The sequence below is a fragment of the Qingshengfaniella alkalisoli genome (assembly GCF_007855645.1).
In the GTDB taxonomy this organism is placed as follows: domain Bacteria; phylum Pseudomonadota; class Alphaproteobacteria; order Rhodobacterales; family Rhodobacteraceae; genus Qingshengfaniella; species Qingshengfaniella alkalisoli.
Genome location: NZ_CP042261.1, coordinates 486990 through 506330, shown reverse-complemented (window position 1 = coordinate 506330; position 19341 = coordinate 486990). Strand labels below are relative to the sequence as shown.

Below are 19341 nucleotides of genomic sequence, written 5' to 3'. Positions count from 1 at the left end.
AGTTGCGGAAAATCCGCGCCAATCGGGAGACGACATATGCCGGTCATCGCATTTCAGGGGGCGCTCGGTTCTTATTCACACGAAGCATGCGTGAATGCGCGGCCCGGTTTCGATCCCCTTCCGTGCGACACATTCGAGGAAGTCATTGACGCCGTGCATGGCGGTGGCGCCGATCTTGCAATGCTGCCCATCGAGAATTCCACCTATGGACGCGTCGCCGACATCCACCGTCTGCTGCCCGAATCCGGATTACATATCATAGACGAGTTCTTCGTACGGGTTCGTATCTGCCTGATGGCCCTACCTGGCACGCGGCTTGAAGACATTAACCGCGTTCGCGCGCATCTCGTTCTGCTGCCGCAAGCACGCCGATTCCTAAAGGAGCACGGCATCCGCGCAGAAAGCGCAGCAGACAGCGCCGGGGCCGCTGCCGATCTGGCGAGAAGTGGTGACAATAGCTATGCTGTATTGGCCAGCGAGCTTGCCGCCCAGACCCACGGGCTGGAGGTTATCGCGCGCGACATCGAGGACCACGGGCACAACACGACCCGCTTTCTGGTGATGTCACCCAAAGTCGAACTGGCCCGCCGGTCTGGCAACATGATGACCACTTTCGTCTTTCAGGTACGCAACATTCCCGCCGCGCTTTACAAGGCCATGGGCGGGTTTGCGACGAACGGCGTGAACATGACCAAGCTTGAAAGCTACATGGTCGACGGCTCGTTCACCGCAACACAATTCTACGCGGATATTGAAGGGCATCCGGAAGATCCGCACGTCGGGCGAGCACTGGAAGAACTCGAATATTTTACCTCGAGCCTGACGGTTCTCGGCACCTATCCCGCCGATCCGCGACGCCACGAGTAATCATTCAGTGATGTATCGCGCAAATCGCCGCAAACGGCTGCGCAGGCGTTTTTCAAGCTTGCGGTGCATCACCTTTACTGATTGCAAAACTATGCGACCCGCCAGCGAAACAGGCGTCAAATCAATGGCTACGAGCGCCCGACTTGCGTCGGCACCCTCGGCGATCACATCGACACGCATCGTCGCCTGAAGCCCGCCACCATGCGCGGCCAGTTCATAGAAGCGCGGTCGCTCCAGTCCCGTCAACTCGACGTCAATGTCACGCACCGCCCCACGGATATCGAGCTGTCCTGACCACGTCGTTCCGACCGTGATCGGGTCTGGTGCGTTGCGACGCTGAAGGAAAGTGCCCTGGTCAGTAAGGACACCAAGGAAGCCGTCGAAATCCGACATACGAGCGAAAGCGATCTCAGCGGAGGCATCAATCTCGGCAGAAGCGGTCAATTTCACGTCGGAATGCCTTCCAATTCATCCGCGAGCCACTTTTCGACGATATAGCGCGCAACAGCCCCTTTCCGACCCAACCGCATCGTAGCATGCCCTCCGTGGACGATACTCATCATGTCCTCGCGCGTGATCCAGCATGCGTCCTCTAGTTCCACGGGATCCAGGGTAATCCCTGTGCTTTCGGCCACAGCCGCGCAACCCAGCATGAGCGAAGAAGGGAAAGGCCATGGTTGACTGACAAGATACTTCACCGGCCCGACGCGCACGCCGCTTTCCTCGAATACCTCGCGCCTTACGGCGTCTTCGACCGTCTCGCCAGGTTCCACGAACCCCGCAAGCAAAGAATACATTCCGTCCGGCCATCCGGGAGACCGTCCGACCAGCACCGAATTGCCATGGGTCACCAACATGATGACCACCGGGTCGGTACGCGGATAATGTTCGGCCCCGCATGTCGGACAAATGCGTGTCCATCCGCCATTCGCAATATCACTACGCACGCCGCAATTGGCGCAAAACCCGTGCCTGCGATGCCACTCGAACAAAGAACGCGCCGTCGCGGCCAAAGAGGCGTCCGAAGGCGAAAGCCGCGCCATGACATCGCGCAAATCCGCCGCACAGGCGGGGTCATCAACCTCCAGCGCAAATCGCGGGCCAGCGTCCGATATGCCGAGGAACAGCGCTGCATCGAATCTGTCCACGTGATCCGTGCTAGGCGACCAGCGCAACCCTGCCGTATCGTCGCATGGCAACAATCCGCCGGACAGGGGCAGAACCTTTGCGTCTGCAGCATGCCAAAGATCTGCAAGCACAGGCGGTTTGGCACGCAGATGAGCCGCACAGTCGAACCCTGCACGCGCAAACGTCACCTTATCCATCCAGCCCTCCGCCGATCTACCTGCTGCCCAGTGATTGGCATAGCCAGTGGGAAGAAGCAAATCGAGACCGCCACAACTTATGGTAGAATATCCTTTGATATTATGCCTATATCCGCAGAGGTTAATGGCGCAACACGGAGAGAACGAGAATTTTGCCACAGGCCGACGCAAGCGCAACGCTGCGACTCTTGGCTACAACCGACCTGCATGCACAGGTGTGGCCATTCGACTATGAAACCGGACGAAGCTTGCACCGACAAGGACTCGCGCATCTCGCGACCCTCATCGATCACCTGAAGCGCGAGGCGACAAATTCGCTTTTGCTCGATAACGGGGATTTTCTACAAGGCACGGTGTTGGCAGACGCCGCCGCCGAGGCCGGCACAATGCACCCCGTTATCGCAGCGATGAATGCGATCGGCTACGATGCGGGCACTGTTGGGAACCATGATTTCAACTATGGGTTGCCTCTTCTGGATCGCGCCATCAAGCAGGCGCACTTCCCGCTCGTCTGTGCAAATGTGACAACAGTCGGCACTGGCCAGAACTACTTTCGACCCTACACTATTCTCGATCGCGATCTGCCGTGTGGTGACGGTCGAGAGCGGCCCATTCGTATCGGCGTCGTGGGTGGCACCCCTCCCGAGATCATGGATTGGGATCGTTTGCACCTGCAGGGCAAAGTAACTTCCAGCGACATAAGCGATGCGATCACGTCAAATGTCAGGCTGCTTCGAGCAGAAGGTGCGGATATCGTCGTGGCTCTTTGCCACGCCGGAATCGAACCTGGACCGCTGGGTCGCTCGGCCAACAACAGTGCGCTGCAACTCGCCACGATGCATGGCGTTGATGCCATCATCGCCGGACACACCCATTCACTGTTTCCGCAAGAAAATCAAACCAGCGATGACTCCACTATCAATCACGCCGACGGCACGCTTCACGGTATTCCCACGATCATGCCTGCTGCACATGGTCGAGAAATAGGGGTAATCGATCTGCAGTTGGTGCACTCAAACGCCGGATGGAAAGTAGCCGGGCACACGAGCCAGCGCAGGCCGATACCACCGCGCAGCCGGCCGAACCGCTACGTGCTACGTGCCACCAGGGGTGCCCATCATGCCGCGAGAGCCTACATAGAAGAGCCGCTTGGCATCACCGAAACCGCACTGCATCTCCATTTTGCGCGAATTCAGGATGCGCCAGCCTTGCGCTTGATCGCCGACTCGCAATTTGGCTTTGTACGCTGTCATGCAACCCAGGTGCTGGAACCAGATATCCCGCTACTTTGCGCAGTCGCCCCCCACCAGGCGCGCGCAGTGCCGAACGGCGGCCATGTCACAGACATTCCCATTGGAACCGTTCGCCACCGCCATTTGATCGACCTGCTGCCTTACCCGAACACGTTGTGCGTGCTCGAACTGACTGGCCAACACATTCGTGATTGGTTGAATCGCGTCGCGCGCGCGTTCCAGCATGTCCCCTCAAGCGCCCAAGATGCACCGCTGCTCAATCCGGTCGAACCCGCCTACAACTTCGATGTTCTGTTTGGACTGACCTATCGCTTCGACCTGTCCCAACCCGTGCCCGCTATAGATCGCTTGCAGTTGGCCGGGCGCGATGTGCAGACCCTTGATCGTTTTCATGTCATCACGACCAACCATCGCGCCGGCGGAGGAAGCGGGTTCAGCGTGTTGCGAGACGCGGTCCCTGTCTGGACCAGCTCTAGAACAACGCGTGACGTGCTTCGTGACTATATCCTGCTCAACCCCAAGATCGATCCGCCGACATTGGCCACCTGGTCGTTCAAGCCAATGCACGGGACCACGGCCAAGGTGACCTGTGAGGTCGGCGCAGGACACCATCTGACACAATTGAAACACCCCGCGCTGGAACCCTTGGGCGAACGTCCCGGAAATCTGATCGACCTACGGCTACATCTATAAACCTAGTCAGCTTGCATGTGCCCTGCAGTTTTCCTATATGGGCCTTGAGAGGTTGGCGCGGGCGAGCGCCTCGCCAACCCGGTCAGGTCCGGAAGGAAGCAGCCGTAACGAGTCCCGCTTGGGTCGTTGTCCAGCCTCTCACCTTCTCCATATATTGATGCTATTGAATGTGTTCGTGGGCCAAATCCGCAAACACGCGGCAAGCATGCTCCCAATACACAAAACCCCCGCGCATCTGCCCGGGGGTTCGTGGTGAACGGGCAAGCCCGCCAATTGTGTTCAAGACGCTCTTAGAGCAGCCCTTCGCGTTGCGCTTTCTTACGCGCCAGTTTGCGAGCCCGGCGAATCGCCTCGGCCTTCTCGCGCGCTTTCTTCTCGGACGGCTTCTCGAAATGTTGCCGAAGCTTCATTTCACGGAACACGCCCTCGCGCTGCAATTTTTTCTTCAGGGCACGAAGCGCCTGATCGACATTGTTGTCGCGAACACTGACCTGCATTGTGGTGTCACCACCTTCCTAAGCTAGAGTTTCGATTTCTGCAGGAGCGGTCGGTATAGCAAAGCGTGTTGTTCTTGTCCATATAGGGAGAAAGGAAAGGGGTTTCGATGGCACACATGACGCCTTCTGTGAAAGACAACCTTCTGGACGCGATCTTGCCGCATGTCGTTTTTGATGGTTGGGGCAAGGCCAGTTTCGATGCTGCCGTGACTGACGTCGGCATCAAACCTGTCGTTGCTCACGCCCACTGCCCACGCGGCGCAACGGATCTGGCGCTGCACTACCATAAGCGATGCGATGCGCGGATGGTGCAGGAATTAGAGCAGACCGATTTGCCGGAAATGAGGTTCCGCGACCGCGTGGCTCTGGCTGTTAAACTGCGGCTTCAGGTGATCGACAACAAGGAAGCGGTGCGTCGTGCTGTTACGCTGTTTTCCCTGCCCACGTTGGCACCCGACGGAACAAAGGCGGTGTGGGATAGCGTCGATCTGATCTGGCGCACGCTCGGCGACAGATCGGATGACGTGAACTGGTACACCAAGCGCGCGACGCTGAGCGGCGTCTACGGCTCTACTCTACTCTACTGGCTCGGGGATGATAGCGACGGGAATGAACGCACATGGGATTTCCTTGATCGCCGGATCGATAATGTGATGCAGTTCGAAAAGGCCAAGGCACGCGTCAAGGCGCTGCCGGGCATGGGGGCTTTGGCCGGCGCAGCGGAACGGGTTTTCGGGACAATCAAGGCTCCGCATCGCGCAACAGGGCAGCCGGGGCGTATGAATGCGAGCGATTGAAATCACACAGGCCGGCGGGCCGGAGGCTCTACAACTCCGAGATCGTTCGGAGCCTAAGCCTGCAGCGGGGCAAATTGTCATTCGCGTGGCCTATGCGGGCGTTAACCGTCCCGATGCTCTGCAACGTGCGGGACTTTATGCGCCTCCGAAAGGCGCATCCGATATACCGGGTCTGGAAGCGTCGGGCGAAGTTGTCGCTGTGGGGCCGGGCGTCAGTCGTTGGCAGAAGGGCGACAAGGTCTGCGCCCTTCTGCCCGGCGGCGGTTACGCCGAATACGCCGCCACTCACGCCGATCACGCGTTACCGGTACCGGATGGCCTGCCGATGAGGGAGGCGGCCTGCCTGCCAGAGACCTGCTTCACTGTCTGGTCGAACCTGTTCGACCGCGCACAGCTAACCACAGGCGAGCGGCTGCTGGTCCATGGCGGCAGTTCCGGCATCGGCACAACGGCCATTCAGATGGCAAACGCTTTCGGCGCGCGCATATTCGTCACCGCTGGCAGCCCCGAGAAATGCGCCGCCTGTGAAAAACTTGGCGCCGAACGGGCGATCGACTACCGCACCGACGATTTCGTCAAGCTTATGCGAGATGAAGGCGGAGCCGACGTGATCCTTGACATGGTCGGTGGGGACTACATCCCACGCAACATCAAGGCACTAAACGACGATGGCAGACTGGTGCAGATCGCCTTTCTCCAAGGACCGATGGCCGAGATCAACTTCGCGCAGATCATGTTACGGCGGCTGACGGTCACGGGCTCAACGCTGCGGCCACAGTCGGACCTGGCCAAGGCCCGTATCGCCCAATCTCTGGAAGTCAAGGTGTGGCCCCTGATTACCGCTGGAAAGCTGCGCCCCGTGATCGATTCCACCTTCGCACTGGCTGATGCCGCAAATGCCCACGCTCGGATGGAAAGTTCCCAACATATCGGGAAGATTGTCCTGAAGGTCGCCTGACCCGGCTTTATCGCCAAGTACAGGTCGCTGGGTCGAGATCCGCAATGTAGCCGAGCGCCTTGTATCGGGCAAGCTTGTGCCACTCCTCCACAACCTTTTCGCGCACCAGATCGTGCTGCATCCAACAGTCGCGTGGGACGGGATGAAAATGCACCGAAGCCAACATCTTCGTGACCGACGGCCAATGTCGTTGCAGGGTCATGAGATAGCGTGCCGACGTCCAGAACTTGCCGACGGCGATCACGGACCGCACAGTTGCAAGGCCAAGCCTCTGCTCAATGACCGGCAGCGAATAGATGACGTTTTCACCGGTGTTCGTGGCGTGATGCTCAAGCATGGCATCTTCGACCGGTACACCGCGCTCGCGGATGAGGTCATGCAGTATCGTCGCTTCGCTTCGGGAAACACCTTGCGTCGGTCCCCCCGTGATCAGGAGCGACCGGAAAAGCCGGCGCCGCCAAAGTCTGGCCACCTCGTCAGCGAACGCCTCTTCCCCATTGCGGGTCCCGAATACAATGCATAAATCCACCGGCTTCAGCGGAGTTTCGATTAGAAGTTCCCGATTTATCCGATCGACAAGCACGGGATTCAGACCTGCCAAGGTCATGCAAATCCCCAAAGCTTGCGATCAGCGACTTCGATGGAATTGCCGCCCGGATCGCGGATATAGATCGAGCGCACACCCGTACCATCCCAGATGTGGTCGGCCTCGATCTCGATTCCGTGGGCTTCGAACCTGTTGCGCCACTGCTCAACGGTTTCCGGTGTATCGGCATCGAAGCAGATATGCCCTGCCCCGGTCGCCCCATGGCGCGGGATCGGGTTGTCTGAATCGGGTCGCGCGGACTGCACCGGGTCGAACACCAGAAGCATTTGCGCACCGCAACGGAAGAAGACGAACTTGCCCTCCAGTTTGCGGACGACCTCCAGCCCGAACACGTCGGTGTAGAAGCGTTCCGCGGCCTCCAGATCATCGCAATAGATCGCTGTTTCCAGTATCGCGTCAGCTGCTTTCATGCCCTAGCCTGTCAAACTTTGCAGTCAACTCGCTGCCTTCAAGAACCCTGACCTCGCGCTGCGGGAACGGGATGGAAATACCATGTTCCTGAAACGCGTCCCACAGGGCAAGATACACATTGCCCCTCACATTGGTCAGCCCGACGGTGGGATCGCGGATCCAGAACCGAAGCAGATAGTCGACAGAACTATCCCCGAATCCCACGATGTGACACACGGCCCGGCGATGTTTGAGCACGCGATCAACCGATTGGGCCGCCTCGATCGCGACCTTGCGCACCAAATGCGGATCATCGTTATAGCCCGTGCCGAAGTTGATATCGAGGCGAACAAACTCATCGGAATGCGACCAGTTCACCACCTGCCCGGTGATCAGGTCCTCGTTCGGGATCAGGTATTCGCGCCCGTCACGCGTGACCACGGACACGTAACGCGCACTGAGCGAATTGATCCAGCCGAAAGTGTCGCCAAGTGATATCACATCCCCAGGCTTGATCGACTTGTCCAGCAAGATGATGACACCGGACACCAGGTTTGACACCACTTTTTGCAGACCGAAGCCCAGCCCGACGCCGATGGCCCCGGACAGAACCGCCAGACCTGTCAGATCAACACCAACCGCGCGTAGCCCGAGGAAGACCGTAGCCCCAAACAGCAGTATCTGGACGAACTTGACAACCAGCACCCGCATGGACGGCGACATGTCCCGATTTGCCTGTATCCGTTCCGAACTATAACGCGACAGAAACCGCGCTACCGCGAACATCACCCCGATGATCACCAGGCCCTGAAGCACCAGCCAGATCGAGATGCGCGTTTCACCGAAATGCAGCGCCGCACTATCGAGCACTGCCTCCGCTTCACGGTCTAGGTTGAGGATGCGCAGCGTCATCCAAATCCACGCCCCATAGCTCACGACACGCCGCAGCGCCCGGTTCGCAATCAGTCGGGACGCAAAGGCCACAAACATCCACGCCAGCGCGAGATTGGCAACAATGGCTATGAAGTAAGACCGGCTTGGCCAAGTGACCTCGCGCATGATCAGGACAGCAGCCCAGATCAGCACCGTGAAGATCAACCCACGTAATCTCTGGTGAATCAGGATCGCCACGCGGAAACGCCAGCGCGGCCAGCCCTCGCGATCACGAATCCAGTTGTGAAAGCGCGGTGCCAGCCACAGCTTCAGCACCTGCGCCACGACCAGCGTGCCGAGGATGATCGCGATCTGGTAGGCGCTCCACGGCTGCATCAGGCTGTAAATCAGCCCCTCCGCCCGTTGCAGCAGCGTCTGGGCGGTTTCGGTCGCAACCTCTAGCGTGCTCTCTGCGTCCGGTTCCATAGAGCCTGTCCTTTGTTCCAGCAGACCCGCTTTCGACAAGCCTTGGCAACAGAAAATTCGAACAAAGTCCTCACATTAGCGTATGGGCTCCAGCATCGCACCCGACAAGCTACAGTCACGCCGGATGTCCATGCTGCAAGCGCGCGGCTCCAGATCGCGGGTCAGGCAGATGCGAACCTCCTGGATATGGGCAGATCGACATGTCACGGTCAGCATGTCGGGCGACAGGTCCGGATTGGCGTCGATAAAAGCGTCTTCGACCACCGAGGCTGGCAATGTGACGGGCTTGCCCAAGCCACGCAATACCGCCGGACGCTCCACGCTCTCATAGGCCTGCCGTGACAACGCGAAATAGTCCTGCGCCGACAGCCCGGAACAGCGCCCATGCTTCTTCCATTGATACCACGCCAAACCTCCAGATCCCATGATATCCGCCATCGCGCCGGTTTCCCGGCGGGACGGGTTGCGCGCCGCAGTGGGGCAATCGGAGGGGTAGCCCTGTTCGTATTGTGGCCACAGCCCGTGTAGCGTCCATCCAAAGTCATGCTTCGGGTCGCACTGCTCTGCATCCCGATGATCACCTTCGAGCACACACCAATTCGGAGACCACGATAAAGACATGACATAGTAGTCAAATTCGCCCGCCGAGTCGGCCCCTACGCCAGAAACCCCTAACGTCGCTAGCAACGCGGCCAAAGCCCCTATCCGCATTTTCCCTTTCCTCCGCCCGCTGAAACGCCTATATACGGCCCAACCTCCCCCAAAACGAGGAAATGCACCAGCCCGGTGCAGCCGTTTTCCCGGCACGGGAGAGTTGCGTTTATCCCTTGGGGGACAGAATTCGACGCCCGGCTACGGCAGGGCGATGGAAAGAAGGAGAAGTAACATGCTGGACAAGCCGATCATGGCCAAGGCCACTGCCGTCTGGCTGGTGGACAACACGACGTTGAGCTTCAAGCAGATCGCGGAATTCTGCGGTTTCCACGAACTTGAAGTGCAGGGCATCGCGGATGGCGATGTGGCCGCCGGCGTCAAAGGGTTCGATCCCGTCGCCAACAACCAACTCGATCAGTCCGAGATCGAAAAGGCCGAAAACAATCCGCTGCATAAGCTGCGGCTGAAGCACTACGCCGCGGCAACCGGCGAAGAAAAGCGCCGTGGCCCTCGCTACACGCCGCTGTCGAAGCGTCAGGACCGTCCGAACTCGATTCTGTGGCTGGTCAAGTTCCACCCGGAACTGGCAGACAGCCAGATCGCCAAGCTGGTCGGTACCACCAAGCCGACGATCCAGTCGATCCGCGAGCGCACCCATTGGAACATCCAGAACATGCAGCCGATAGATCCGGTTGCTCTGGGTCTGTGCAAGCAATCAGAACTGGATGCCGCCGTCCAGAAGGCCGCTGCTCGCAAAGCCCGCGAAGGCGAGGTAATGTCGGATGACGAGCGCCGCAAGCTGGTTTCGACGGAGCAATCCCTGAGCATGGAAGCCGAACCGAAGATCCCGTCTGCAATCGCTGGCCTGGAAACCTTCAGTCTGAGCGACGATGAAGCACCCAAGCGCGCGGAAGAAGAAAAGATCGATGCGGACAGCTTCTTCAACCTGCCGAACAGTTCGGATGACGACGAAGACGACAATTAAGCCGTCGATCCCGATCCATTCCAAAGGCGCGGCATTGTCCGCGCCTTTTTTGTGACCTATTCGGATTGGTGGAGGACGCCGGTCAAAGTGCCTTGCGCGCCCGCAAAGCCGCGGAAATCGTGCCATCATCGAGATAGTCCAACTCGCCGCCGATTGGCACACCCTGCGCCAGCGAAGTGACAGAGACACGACCTTCCAGCATCTCCGCGATGTAGTGGGCTGTCGTCTGCCCGTCGACGGTGGCATTCAGCGCAAGGATTACTTCACGGACCTCCTCGCTCGTCACCCGATCGGCGAGCTGCGGCAGGCGCAGATCTTCCGGCCCCACGGCATCCAGCGCCGACAACGTCCCGCCAAGCACATGGTATCGTCCTTTAAACCCGCCCGTGCGCTCCATCGCCCAAAGATCGGCCACGTCCTCGACCACACAGATGGTGCCGTCTGCCCGTTCTTCGTTTTCGCAGATCGGACACAGATCCGACGTCGCTATATTTCCGCAATTGAGGCACTCACGCGCCGTAGCAGCGACGTCTGCCATGGCATCGGCAAGCGGTTGCAACTGCAATGCCCGCTTGCGGATCAGGTGAAGCACCGCGCGACGCGCAGAACGCGGCCCCAACCCCGGCAAGCGAGCCATCAGGTCAATCAAAGCCTCAACGGATGGGGGCGCGGTTTTCATACAGGTCTAAGCCGGATCAGAACGGCAGATTCATTCCGGCGGGCAGGCCCAACCCTTCGGTCAGCTTCCGGGTCTCTTCCTCGGAACGATCACGGGCCTTGCTCTGAGCATCCTTGATCGCAGCGAGGATCAGGTCTTCCACCATTTCCTTGTCATCGGCATTGAAAATCGACGGGTCGATGTTCAACGCGGTCAATTCGCCTTTCGCTGTGGCGGTCGCCTTGACCATACCCGCGCCGCTTTCTCCCTCGACGGTGATGGAGGCAAGTTGTTCTTGCAATTCGCCCATCTTGGTCTGCATTTCCTGGGCAGCTTTCATCATCTTGCCCATGTCGCCCAGACCGCCAAGTCCCTTGAACATACGAATTCCTTTCTAATCGTCCTCGAACGGATCCCAATCATCCTCAACCTCGGGCAGCGCGTCCTCCGCCGCCTTGGCCTGAATGTCTTCAGGTGTCCGAATATGCGAGATTTTCGCGCCGGGGAAGGCCTTGAAGACAGCCGCAACCATCGGGTGTTTCGCCGCTTCCTGTTTCAGTGCCAGTTCCGCAGCGTCACGGGTTTCCGAGATAGTGGCCGCGTCGCTTTTCGCTTCGACGGACACAGCCCAACGCGCGCCTGTCCAGGCTTGAAGCCGCGACCCAAGACGCTGCGCAAGATCTGACGGCGCATCATCGGTGGGCGCGAAGCTGATCCGGCCGGGTGAGTAGGAGACAAGCCGCAGACAGGTTTCCACCTCGATCAGCAGCTTCACGTCACGGTTGGATCTGATCAGTTCCACCACCTGATCGAACTGCGCGTAATGGGCCAGCGGGTTGGCCTCTTCCATCCGTGGGGCGGTGGCCGCGCCGGACGCGGTGGTTGGTGCGCGCGTGATTTGGGCGCGGGGCTGTTGTGGCGCGGTTGGCGCCGGCGCGGCAGCAGGGGCAGCGCCAGCGGTCACCGTGCCACCGTTCTGCAACTTGCGGATCAACTCCTCGGGCGGCGGCAGGTCGGCCACATGAGTCATGCGGATGATCGCCATTTCAGCGGCCATCATCCCGTTCGGCGCGACGGACACCTCTTCGATCGACTTCAGCAACATCTGCCACATCCGCCCCAAAAGGCGCAATGACAGCCGATCTGCCATATCCCGGCCCCGCTCGCGCGCGTCGGGCGAAAGCGTCGGGTCATCGGCAGCCGCCGGAGTGACCTTCATCACCGAAAGCCAATGCGCGACCTCGGCCAGATCGCGCAGAATCGACAGCGGGTCAGCCCCGTCAGAATACTGCGCTGACAACTCGTTCAACGCGTCGCCCGCCTTGCCCTGCATGATGAGGTCGAACAGGTCCAGGATACGCCCCCGATCCGCAAGTCCCAGCATGGACCGCACCTGTTCAGCCGTCGTTTCGCCTGCACCGTGGGATATCGCCTGATCCAGAAGACTGGTTGCGTCGCGGGCAGACCCCTCGGCGGCACGCGTGATCAGGGCCAGCGCGTCGTCCGCGATCTCGGCTTTTTCGGTATCCGCGATGCGGCGCAGCAGGGCCAGCATGTCTTCGGGTTCAATCCGGCGCAGGTCGAACCGCTGGCAACGGGACAGAACCGTGACCGGAACCTTGCGGATTTCAGTAGTGGCGAAGATGAATTTCACATGCGCTGGCGGTTCTTCCAATGTCTTGAGCAACGCGTTGAATGCGCTGGTGGAAAGCATGTGAACTTCATCGATGATATAAATCTTGTAGCGCGACTCCGCAGGCGCATAGGTCACGCTATCCAGCACATTGGCACGGATGTCGTCGATACGGGTCTGGCTTGCACCGTCCATCTCGATCACATCGACATGGGTGCCTTTGGCGATTCCCACGCATTGCGGACATTTGCCACAAGGTTCCGTCGTCGGCCCGCCCTGACCATCCGACCCCGTGCAGTTCATGCCCTTCGCGATGATCCGAGCGGTCGTGGTCTTACCCGTTCCACGAATGCCCGTCATGATGAAGGCCTGCGCGATCCGGTCCGCCTTGAACGCGTTTTTCAGCGTCCTGACCATCGCGTCCTGCCCCACGAGATCGGCAAATGTTTCGGGCCGGTATTTTCTTGCCAGAACCTGATAGCCGGATTGTTCCGCCACGCGCGACTGCTCCCTCGGATTCGATCCCGCTCAACCTAAGGCCGCGCTTGCCCGACGTCCAGCACTGCGCTAGGAAGATCGCGGCCCTGCAGAGGGGGCCACCGGCTCCGCGGACAGCTGATATCGGCACCTCTCATGATCTACGAGAACACCCATACGGTTTTTCTCATACCCGAATTGGCGGAGCGTCGGGTGGATTGAGGTAAAACCGATGACATCACTGGACAATTTACGCCGTCAGGCGAAGACCCTGAAAAAAGCCTATGATGCGGGCGATCCTGTCGCGCGCCAGCGCATCCGCGCCCATGCCCCAAGAAATGACGGGTTCGCGCTGAAACATGCTGATTTTCTGCATGTGATCGCCCGTGAAGCGCAATTTGCATCATGGCCAAGGCTGAAATTCGCCGCCGAAACCGTGGGGCTGGATCGCGCGGACAAGCAACAACGGCTGAAGGTTGCTTTGTATCACGGGCGCAACTGGGCTGTTGAACAGCTGCTTGCAGAAACCCCTGATCTGGCCGATGGGCTGTTTGGCCTTCAGGTCGCGCTATACGATCTGGGCGCAGTGCGCCGGGCGTTGCAGGCTGACCCGGACCTCGCCACTCGCGCCGCCGGACCGCGCACGCCAATCCTGCATCTGGCCTTTTCGCGCTATATTCACGCCCATCCGGAAAAAGAAGCGGACATGATCGCCATTGCAGAGCTGCTGCTCGCACATGGCGCTGACATCAATGACGGGATGCCGGAAAGCGATGGCAGCGATCACAAGCTGTCCGCACTTTATGGCGCGATTGGGCATACCAACAACATGCCACTGGCCAAATGGCTGCTCGAACATGGGGCGAACCCTAACGACAATGAATCGCTTTATCACGCGACGGAGCTTGGGCATCACGACGGCCTGAAATTACTGATTGAACATGGGGCCGACCCCAAGGGAACCAACGCCCTGCTGCATGCGCTCGATTACAATGATGCGCAGGCCGTACGGTTGTTGCTGGCTGCAGGTGCCAACGCCAATGAAGGCGTCAGCGTTCATCCATCTGGACAACCCGAACATGTGATCGCCGCCCTTCACCAAGCGGCACGACGTATGTGTGACGGCGCCATCGCACGGCTTCTGATCGACGCCGGCGCGAACCCGTCTGCCAGCTTCTTCGGTGTCACGCCCTACGCGCTGGCCCGGGTTTACGGCAACGATGCGGTGGCGGACGAAATCGCCCAAGCTGGTGGCGACACCACGCTGTCGGAAGTCGAACGGCTTCTGGTCAAAGCCGCGCGCGGCGAAGCCAACGAAGGTGTCTATGTCGATCCGGCACCCCTCCCGCACATCTATGGCAACCTGATCGGCGAGCTGAGTCATCTGCCCGGCAAGCTGGAGCACATGAAACAACTGGTCGCACTGGGGCTGGAATATGATCGCCCCGACGCGATGGGTGTTACGCCGGTGCAATCCGCCGGCTGGCAGGGGCGGCCGGAGGTCATGACCTATCTGCTGTCTCTGCGACCTGACCTAAGCCATGTGAACAACTATGGCGGCACGTTGCTCGGCACCATCATCCACGGGTCGGAGAACTGCGAAAGACGTGCAGAGCGGGACCATATCACCTGCGCACGCCTCGCCCTCGAACACGGTGTGGCCCTGCTCCGCCATGATATCGACGCAGCTGGCAATCAGGAGATGTCAGAATTTCTGCGTGACTGGGCGGAAAACCACCCGGGTCAGGTCATCCAAAGCGGCGTGTAAACCCCCAACTGTGCCGACGCCGTATGCGCGTCGGCACAGCTACCTGGCTTGCCCTTCGCGCATCGTTGCGTCACGACTGACGCGACGCACGTCTCAAAGCGGTCAGGCAAGACATTGGCTGGCCCGGTCCAAACAAGGGGTTTCGAATGACCGACCTGTCCCAATTCCCGATTGCCAAGCGCTGGCCCGCAGCCGATCCGGCAAAGATTCAACTCTACTCTTTCGCGACGCCAAACGGTGTAAAAGCCTCCATTGCGCTGGAAGAACTCGCCTTGCCCTATGAAGCACATAAGGTGACCTTGGCCGACGAAGACGTAAAAAGCGCCGCGTTCACGTCGCTGAACCCCAACGGCAAGATCCCTGCCCTGATCGACCCCAAAGGACCGGATGGTCGCCCCGTCGAAGTGTTCGAATCCGGCGCAATCCTGATCTATCTGGGGGAAAAGACGGGCAAGCTGCTGCCCGCCGCCCCCGCCGAACGGGCGCGCGTTCTGTCATGGCTGATGTTCCAGATGGGCGGCGTCGGCCCGATGTTCGGCCAGCTTGGCTTCTTCTACAAATTCAAGGGCGCGGAAATCGAAGACCCCCGCCCCCGCGAACGCTATATCAATGAAACCAAGCGCCTGCTCGGCGTCATGGACGGTGTCCTCGAAGATCAGGACTGGATCGCCGGGGACTATTCCATCGCCGACATTGCCATCGCCCCATGGCTGCGCGGGCTGGATTTCTACGGCGCGAAGGACGTCGTTGAATGGGACAGCTTCAAGAACGTGACCGCCTATCTTGACCGTTTCCTTGAACGCCCCGCCGTTCAACAGGGGCTGAACATCCCGCCCCGTGACTGACGGTAACGCCCGGCCACTGGCCGGGCATTCCGCTTATCCCGGCAACGTGCCTTCCAACACGTAGCGCAGAATCTGCACCACCTGTTCGGGCTGTTCGGCCACCGCCAGCGCGGCTGCGTCCACTTCCTTCAGCGCATGCTGATGTTCCGCGCCGTGCAGCACGATCAGCGACTTGCCAAGTGCGGCCGCATAGCCCGCATCGAACGCCGCGTTCCACTGTTTGTATTTCTCGCCGAAACGCACGACGACGACATCTGCGTCCTCGATCCCCTTGCGCGTGCGGATCGCGTTCAGCTTCGCGCCCTTGTGGTCATGCCAGAACTTGCTGTCCTCGGCCCCCATGATCGCCACACCGCAATCATCGCTCGCATCGTGATCCGTGACAGGGCTGTTGAAACTGACATCCAACCCCTTCGCGCCCCCGGTAATCCGCTCACGCCAATCGGTGTGGATCTCGCCCGACAGGTAAACCTTCAACGTCATCTTGGTCCTCCTCGTGAAAACGCCCCCGTGTGATCACGGAGGCGTCAATTGCACTCTCAGATGGTCCTCAGCCCCGCAGCGTGCCGCCGGTGGCTTTACCGACCTTCTCGACGATCTTGGCGCTGACCGCCTCGATGTCCTTCTCGGTCAGGGTCTTGTCCTTGGGCTGCAAGCGCACCGTGACGGCAAGGGATTTCTTGCCCTCGCCCATCTGCACCTCGGCCTTCTCGCCCGAGAACTCGTCAAAGACACGCACCTCGTCGATCAGAACCTTGTCGGCACCTTGCGCCGCATTCACCAGCGCCAGCGCCTCGACATCCTTGTCCACGACGAAGGCAAAGTCACGCTCGACCGCCTGCAGATCGCTCAGCTCGAGCGCACCGCGCGACGCCGATGCCGCCCGCGGGAAGGGCACCTCTTCCAGCATCACCGTAAAGGCCACCACCGGGCCTTTCACATCCAGCGCCTTCAGCGTTTTGGGATGCACCTCGCCAAATGTGGCAATCGTCTTCTTCGGGCCAAGCCCAACACGACCCGACCGCCCCGGATGGAGCCAGTCCGGAACATCGCGCAGCACCATCGTCTTGGCGGGCGCACCGATGGCAGACAATACCGCCTCCATATCCGCCTTGGCATCGAACACATCGACGGCCCGGCGCGTGCCATGCACATCCCGCGGCGCGGTTGCGCCTACAAGGATACCGCTGGCCACAAGCCCCTGCTCGCCCGGTTCGCCACCCGAGAACACGGCCCCCAATTCGAACAGCGCCATATCGGCAAAGCCACGCGCCTGGTTGCGCGCCGCCGCCTGCAACAGGCCAGGCAACAGCGCCGGACGCATATGGCTCATCTCGGACGAGATCGGGTTCTCCAGCATCGTCGCGTCATCGCCACCGCCGAACAGCGTGGCCGCGGCCTTGTCGATAAAGCTGTAGGTCACGCATTCATTGTATCCCAGCGCCGCCAGCGTGCGCCGCGCCATGCGCTCGCGCTTCTGGATGGGCGTCAGGATTGGCTTCGGCACACCGGGCTGCATGCGCGGCATCGGCTTTGCCTCAAGCTGCGTCAGCGACGCGATCCGCGCAACCTCCTCGACCAGATCGGCCTCGCCCTGCACATCGGGACGCCAGCTTGGCACCGACGCCATGTCGCCATCCATCACAAAGCCCAACGCCTCAAGCGATGCGCGCTGTGTTTCCGGCGCGATTTCCATGCCCACCAGCGATTGCACGCGGTCGGTGTCAAGCTTGTAGGCCCGCGCATGATCCGGCACGGCACCCGCAACCACGACCTCGGACGCCTCGCCGCCGCACAGGTCCAGCACCATCTGCGTGGCCAGTTCCAGCCCTTCAAGCGTGAATTCCGGGTCAACGCCGCGCTCGAACCGGTACCGCGCATCCGAGTTGATCTTCAGCGCCCGCCCCGTCGTCGCGATCTGCACGAAATCCCAGAACGCGCTTTCCACGAACACATTGACCGTGTCTTCGGTTACGCCCGTTTCCTCGCCGCCCATGATGCCCGCGATGCTTTCCGGCCCCTTGTCGTCGGAAATCACCATCATGCCCGGCTGGAAAGTATATTCCTTTTCATCCAGCGCCTGCAGCGTCTCGCCGCCCTGCGCACGGTGAATACGCAGCCCGCCGGTCATCTTGTCGGTGTCGAAAACATGCAGCGGACGGTTGCGGTCATAGGTGAAGAAGTTGGTGATATCGACAAGCGCCGAAATCGGCCGCAGCCCGATCGCCTTCAGCCGGTCCTGCAACCACTGCGGGCTAGGCCCGTTCTTCACGCCACGGATCAGACGCCCTGTGAACAGCGGGCAGCCATCCAGCGTGTCCTCGTCAATCGTCACCGAGACAGGGCACGAGAACGCACCGGCCACCGGCACCGTCTCGGGTGTCTTGAGCGTCCCCAGCCCACGCGCCGCCAGATCCCGCGCAATCCCCTGCACGCCAAGCGCATCGGGGCGGTTCGGCGTGATCGCGATCTCGATCACCGGATCAACCTTGGCCGGATCATTCACCGCCAGCCAGTCGACAAAGCGCTGCCCGACCTCGCCCGACGGCAACTCGATGATCCCGTCATGCTCGTCCGACAGTTCCATCTCGCGCTCGGACGCCATCATGCCGAAGCTCTCGACGCCCCGGATTTTGCCCACCTGAATCGTGGTGTCGATGCCGGGCACATAAGTGCCGGGTTTGGCCACGACGACGGTGATACCTTCGCGGGCATTGGGCGCACCACAGATGATCTGCTTCTCGCCCTCATCCGTGTCGACCACACACACGCGCAACCGGTCCGCGTCGGGGTGCTTTTCGGCCTTCTTTACGTAACCGAGCGTGAAATCCCGCAGCTTGTCGCCCGGATTTTCCACGCCCTCGACCTCAAGGCCAAGGTCCGTGAGCGCATAGAGAATCTCGTCGAGGCTCGCCTCGGTTTCGAGATGGTCTTCCAGCCAGGAGAGGGTGAATTTCATTATAACTTACCTTACCTCTAGCTTGGCGTACGGTCCCGCCAAATCGTGAATTTTTAACATTGCGGCTTCTTGTCGTAGTCCTAGCTGGTCGTACTTTCCGTAAGAACCAAAGATATCTTGGCGAAGCCTGACGTCATCATCTGAAAAACCTTTTTCCTCACAGCCGAACCGCGTCTGGTAGATCAGTTTAAGCGCAACAATTATCTTGATCCGGATTTGGAACAACTCCTCTACAGCCGCATCAAGTTTAGGGCAACTCAGCACATATCTAGCGCGAATTTGATTGATGCGCAGATCTGCGAACTCCTTTGATAACTCATGGACCTGTTCGAAACGACGTTGGTATTCTGAAAGTTCACCCGAAGCTTCATCCACCTGCCGTTCAACAAAAGACGCCCTCACCCATTTGAGGCCCTCCGAAACTTTCTCCGCTGCGAGGATGAGTTCCAAGGCAGCCTCCGAAGCTCGGCGCACTTTCAGTTCATCTCGCCATTGCGAGAGTTGAGCTCGGGCAAACAGTAGCGCCAGCCCCGTAATCACCATCGTTCCTGACGCGGCAATTGCCGTCACCCAGTCGAGTGGGTTCACTTCATAAGGCATCAGGAATAGCCGCAAC

Annotated in this window: 20 protein-coding genes and 1 other RNA gene; 8 read left to right on the top strand and 13 right to left on the bottom strand. The window is 59.9% G+C overall.

Annotated elements, in window-relative coordinates; genetic code table 11:
• Positions 1-36: 36 nt before the first annotated feature.
• The gene (locus tag FPZ52_RS02665; protein WP_146363438.1) at positions 37-867 is read left to right on the top strand and encodes a prephenate dehydratase; all 831 of its coding nucleotides are present in this window, start codon (positions 37-39) and stop codon (positions 865-867) included.
• Here the strand turns inward: FPZ52_RS02665 and FPZ52_RS02660 are convergent, their stop codons facing one another.
• Together FPZ52_RS02660 and nudC are read right to left on the bottom strand one after the other, a co-directional pair.
• Positions 868-1317 carry an SRPBCC family protein gene (locus tag FPZ52_RS02660; protein WP_168201249.1) on the bottom strand — a complete coding sequence of 150 codons (450 nt, stop codon included), beginning with the start codon at positions 1315-1317 and terminating at the stop codon, positions 868-870.
• Positions 1314-2192, bottom strand: a complete 879-nt coding sequence (gene nudC, locus FPZ52_RS02655) for an NAD(+) diphosphatase (RefSeq protein ID WP_146363434.1) — start codon at positions 2190-2192, stop codon at positions 1314-1316. The genes FPZ52_RS02660 and nudC overlap by 4 nt, the downstream gene beginning before the upstream one ends.
• A gap of 188 nt (positions 2193-2380) precedes the next feature.
• Between nudC and FPZ52_RS02650 the strand changes: the two genes are divergently transcribed.
• Together FPZ52_RS02650 and ffs are read left to right on the top strand one after the other, a co-directional pair.
• Complete coding sequence (locus tag FPZ52_RS02650; protein WP_146363432.1) at positions 2381-4138, top strand: 5'-nucleotidase C-terminal domain-containing protein; 1758 nt, start codon at positions 2381-2383, stop codon at positions 4136-4138.
• A gap of 45 nt (positions 4139-4183) precedes the next feature.
• An RNA gene (gene ffs / locus FPZ52_RS02645) (signal recognition particle sRNA small type) lies at positions 4184-4282 on the top strand.
• A gap of 146 nt (positions 4283-4428) precedes the next feature.
• Here ffs and rpsU read toward each other — a convergent pair.
• Complete coding sequence (gene rpsU / locus FPZ52_RS02640; protein WP_007818122.1) at positions 4429-4635, bottom strand: 30S ribosomal protein S21; 207 nt, start codon at positions 4633-4635, stop codon at positions 4429-4431.
• 107 nt (positions 4636-4742) lie between these two features.
• Here rpsU and FPZ52_RS02635 point away from each other — a divergent pair, with 107 nt between their 5' ends.
• Together FPZ52_RS02635 and FPZ52_RS02630 are read left to right on the top strand one after the other, a co-directional pair.
• The gene (locus tag FPZ52_RS02635) at positions 4743-5432 is read left to right on the top strand and encodes a COQ9 family protein (RefSeq protein WP_420851697.1); all 690 of its coding nucleotides are present in this window, start codon (positions 4743-4745) and stop codon (positions 5430-5432) included.
• Positions 5419-6390, top strand: coding sequence for an NAD(P)H-quinone oxidoreductase (locus FPZ52_RS02630; RefSeq protein WP_146363430.1), 972 nt, complete (start codon positions 5419-5421; stop codon positions 6388-6390). The genes FPZ52_RS02635 and FPZ52_RS02630 overlap by 14 nt, the downstream gene beginning before the upstream one ends.
• 7 nt (positions 6391-6397) lie before the next feature.
• On the opposite strand, the gene FPZ52_RS02625 is transcribed toward FPZ52_RS02630, so the two are convergent.
• The 4 genes from FPZ52_RS02625 to FPZ52_RS02610 form a co-directional block, all read right to left on the bottom strand.
• A complete protein-coding gene (locus FPZ52_RS02625) occupies positions 6398-6997 on the bottom strand; it encodes a YdcF family protein (RefSeq protein ID WP_146363428.1) in 600 nt (199 codons plus the stop codon).
• The gene (locus tag FPZ52_RS02620) at positions 6994-7407 is read right to left on the bottom strand and encodes a VOC family protein (RefSeq protein WP_146363426.1); all 414 of its coding nucleotides are present in this window, start codon (positions 7405-7407) and stop codon (positions 6994-6996) included. The genes FPZ52_RS02625 and FPZ52_RS02620 overlap by 4 nt, the downstream gene beginning before the upstream one ends.
• Positions 7394-8746 (bottom strand): mechanosensitive ion channel family protein, encoded by a 1353-nt coding sequence (locus tag FPZ52_RS02615; RefSeq protein WP_146363424.1) that lies wholly within the window; start codon positions 8744-8746, stop codon positions 7394-7396. Before FPZ52_RS02615 ends, FPZ52_RS02620 begins: the two co-directional genes overlap by 14 nt.
• A gap of 75 nt (positions 8747-8821) precedes the next feature.
• Positions 8822-9457: a ribonuclease T2 family protein gene (locus FPZ52_RS02610; protein ID WP_146363422.1), complete on the bottom strand. Its 636-nt coding sequence runs from the start codon at positions 9455-9457 to the stop codon at positions 8822-8824.
• A 178-nt stretch (positions 9458-9635) separates the two neighbouring features.
• Here FPZ52_RS02610 and FPZ52_RS02605 point away from each other — a divergent pair, with 178 nt between their 5' ends.
• Positions 9636-10385, top strand: a complete 750-nt coding sequence (locus tag FPZ52_RS02605; protein ID WP_146365637.1) for a DUF1013 domain-containing protein — start codon at positions 9636-9638, stop codon at positions 10383-10385.
• An 82-nt stretch (positions 10386-10467) separates the two neighbouring features.
• On the opposite strand, the gene recR is transcribed toward FPZ52_RS02605, so the two are convergent.
• Genes recR through FPZ52_RS02590 form a run of 3 tightly spaced genes read right to left on the bottom strand, consistent with a single transcriptional unit; the run spans position 10468 to position 13174 of the window.
• On the bottom strand, positions 10468-11064 hold the full coding sequence (gene recR, locus FPZ52_RS02600; protein WP_146363420.1) for a recombination mediator RecR: 597 nt from the start codon (positions 11062-11064) through the stop codon (positions 10468-10470).
• A gap of 16 nt (positions 11065-11080) precedes the next feature.
• Entirely contained in the window at positions 11081-11425 is a 345-nt protein-coding gene (locus FPZ52_RS02595; protein WP_146363418.1) for a YbaB/EbfC family nucleoid-associated protein, read from the bottom strand.
• A gap of 12 nt (positions 11426-11437) precedes the next feature.
• Positions 11438-13174, bottom strand: coding sequence for a DNA polymerase III subunit gamma/tau (locus FPZ52_RS02590; RefSeq protein ID WP_146363416.1), 1737 nt, complete (start codon positions 13172-13174; stop codon positions 11438-11440).
• 211 nt (positions 13175-13385) lie between these two features.
• On the opposite strand from FPZ52_RS02590, the gene FPZ52_RS02585 reads away from it, so the two are divergent.
• Both FPZ52_RS02585 and FPZ52_RS02580 read left to right on the top strand, forming a co-directional pair.
• A complete protein-coding gene (locus FPZ52_RS02585; protein WP_146363414.1) occupies positions 13386-14921 on the top strand; it encodes an ankyrin repeat domain-containing protein in 1536 nt (511 codons plus the stop codon).
• Positions 14922-15067: 146 nt separating this feature from the next.
• On the top strand, positions 15068-15766 hold the full coding sequence (locus tag FPZ52_RS02580; RefSeq protein ID WP_146363412.1) for a glutathione binding-like protein: 699 nt from the start codon (positions 15068-15070) through the stop codon (positions 15764-15766).
• Between the two features lie 33 nt (positions 15767-15799).
• Here FPZ52_RS02580 and FPZ52_RS02575 read toward each other — a convergent pair whose 3' ends face one another.
• From FPZ52_RS02575 to FPZ52_RS02565, 3 genes are all read right to left on the bottom strand, one after another.
• Positions 15800-16249, bottom strand: coding sequence for a YtoQ family protein (locus FPZ52_RS02575; protein WP_146363410.1), 450 nt, complete (start codon positions 16247-16249; stop codon positions 15800-15802).
• A gap of 67 nt (positions 16250-16316) precedes the next feature.
• Positions 16317-18725, bottom strand: coding sequence for a phenylalanine--tRNA ligase subunit beta (gene pheT / locus FPZ52_RS02570; RefSeq protein ID WP_146363408.1), 2409 nt, complete (start codon positions 18723-18725; stop codon positions 16317-16319).
• A 6-nt stretch (positions 18726-18731) separates the two neighbouring features.
• Positions 18732-19325 carry a hypothetical protein gene (locus FPZ52_RS02565; protein WP_146363406.1) on the bottom strand — a complete coding sequence of 198 codons (594 nt, stop codon included), beginning with the start codon at positions 19323-19325 and terminating at the stop codon, positions 18732-18734.
• Positions 19326-19341: the final 16 nt, after the last annotated feature.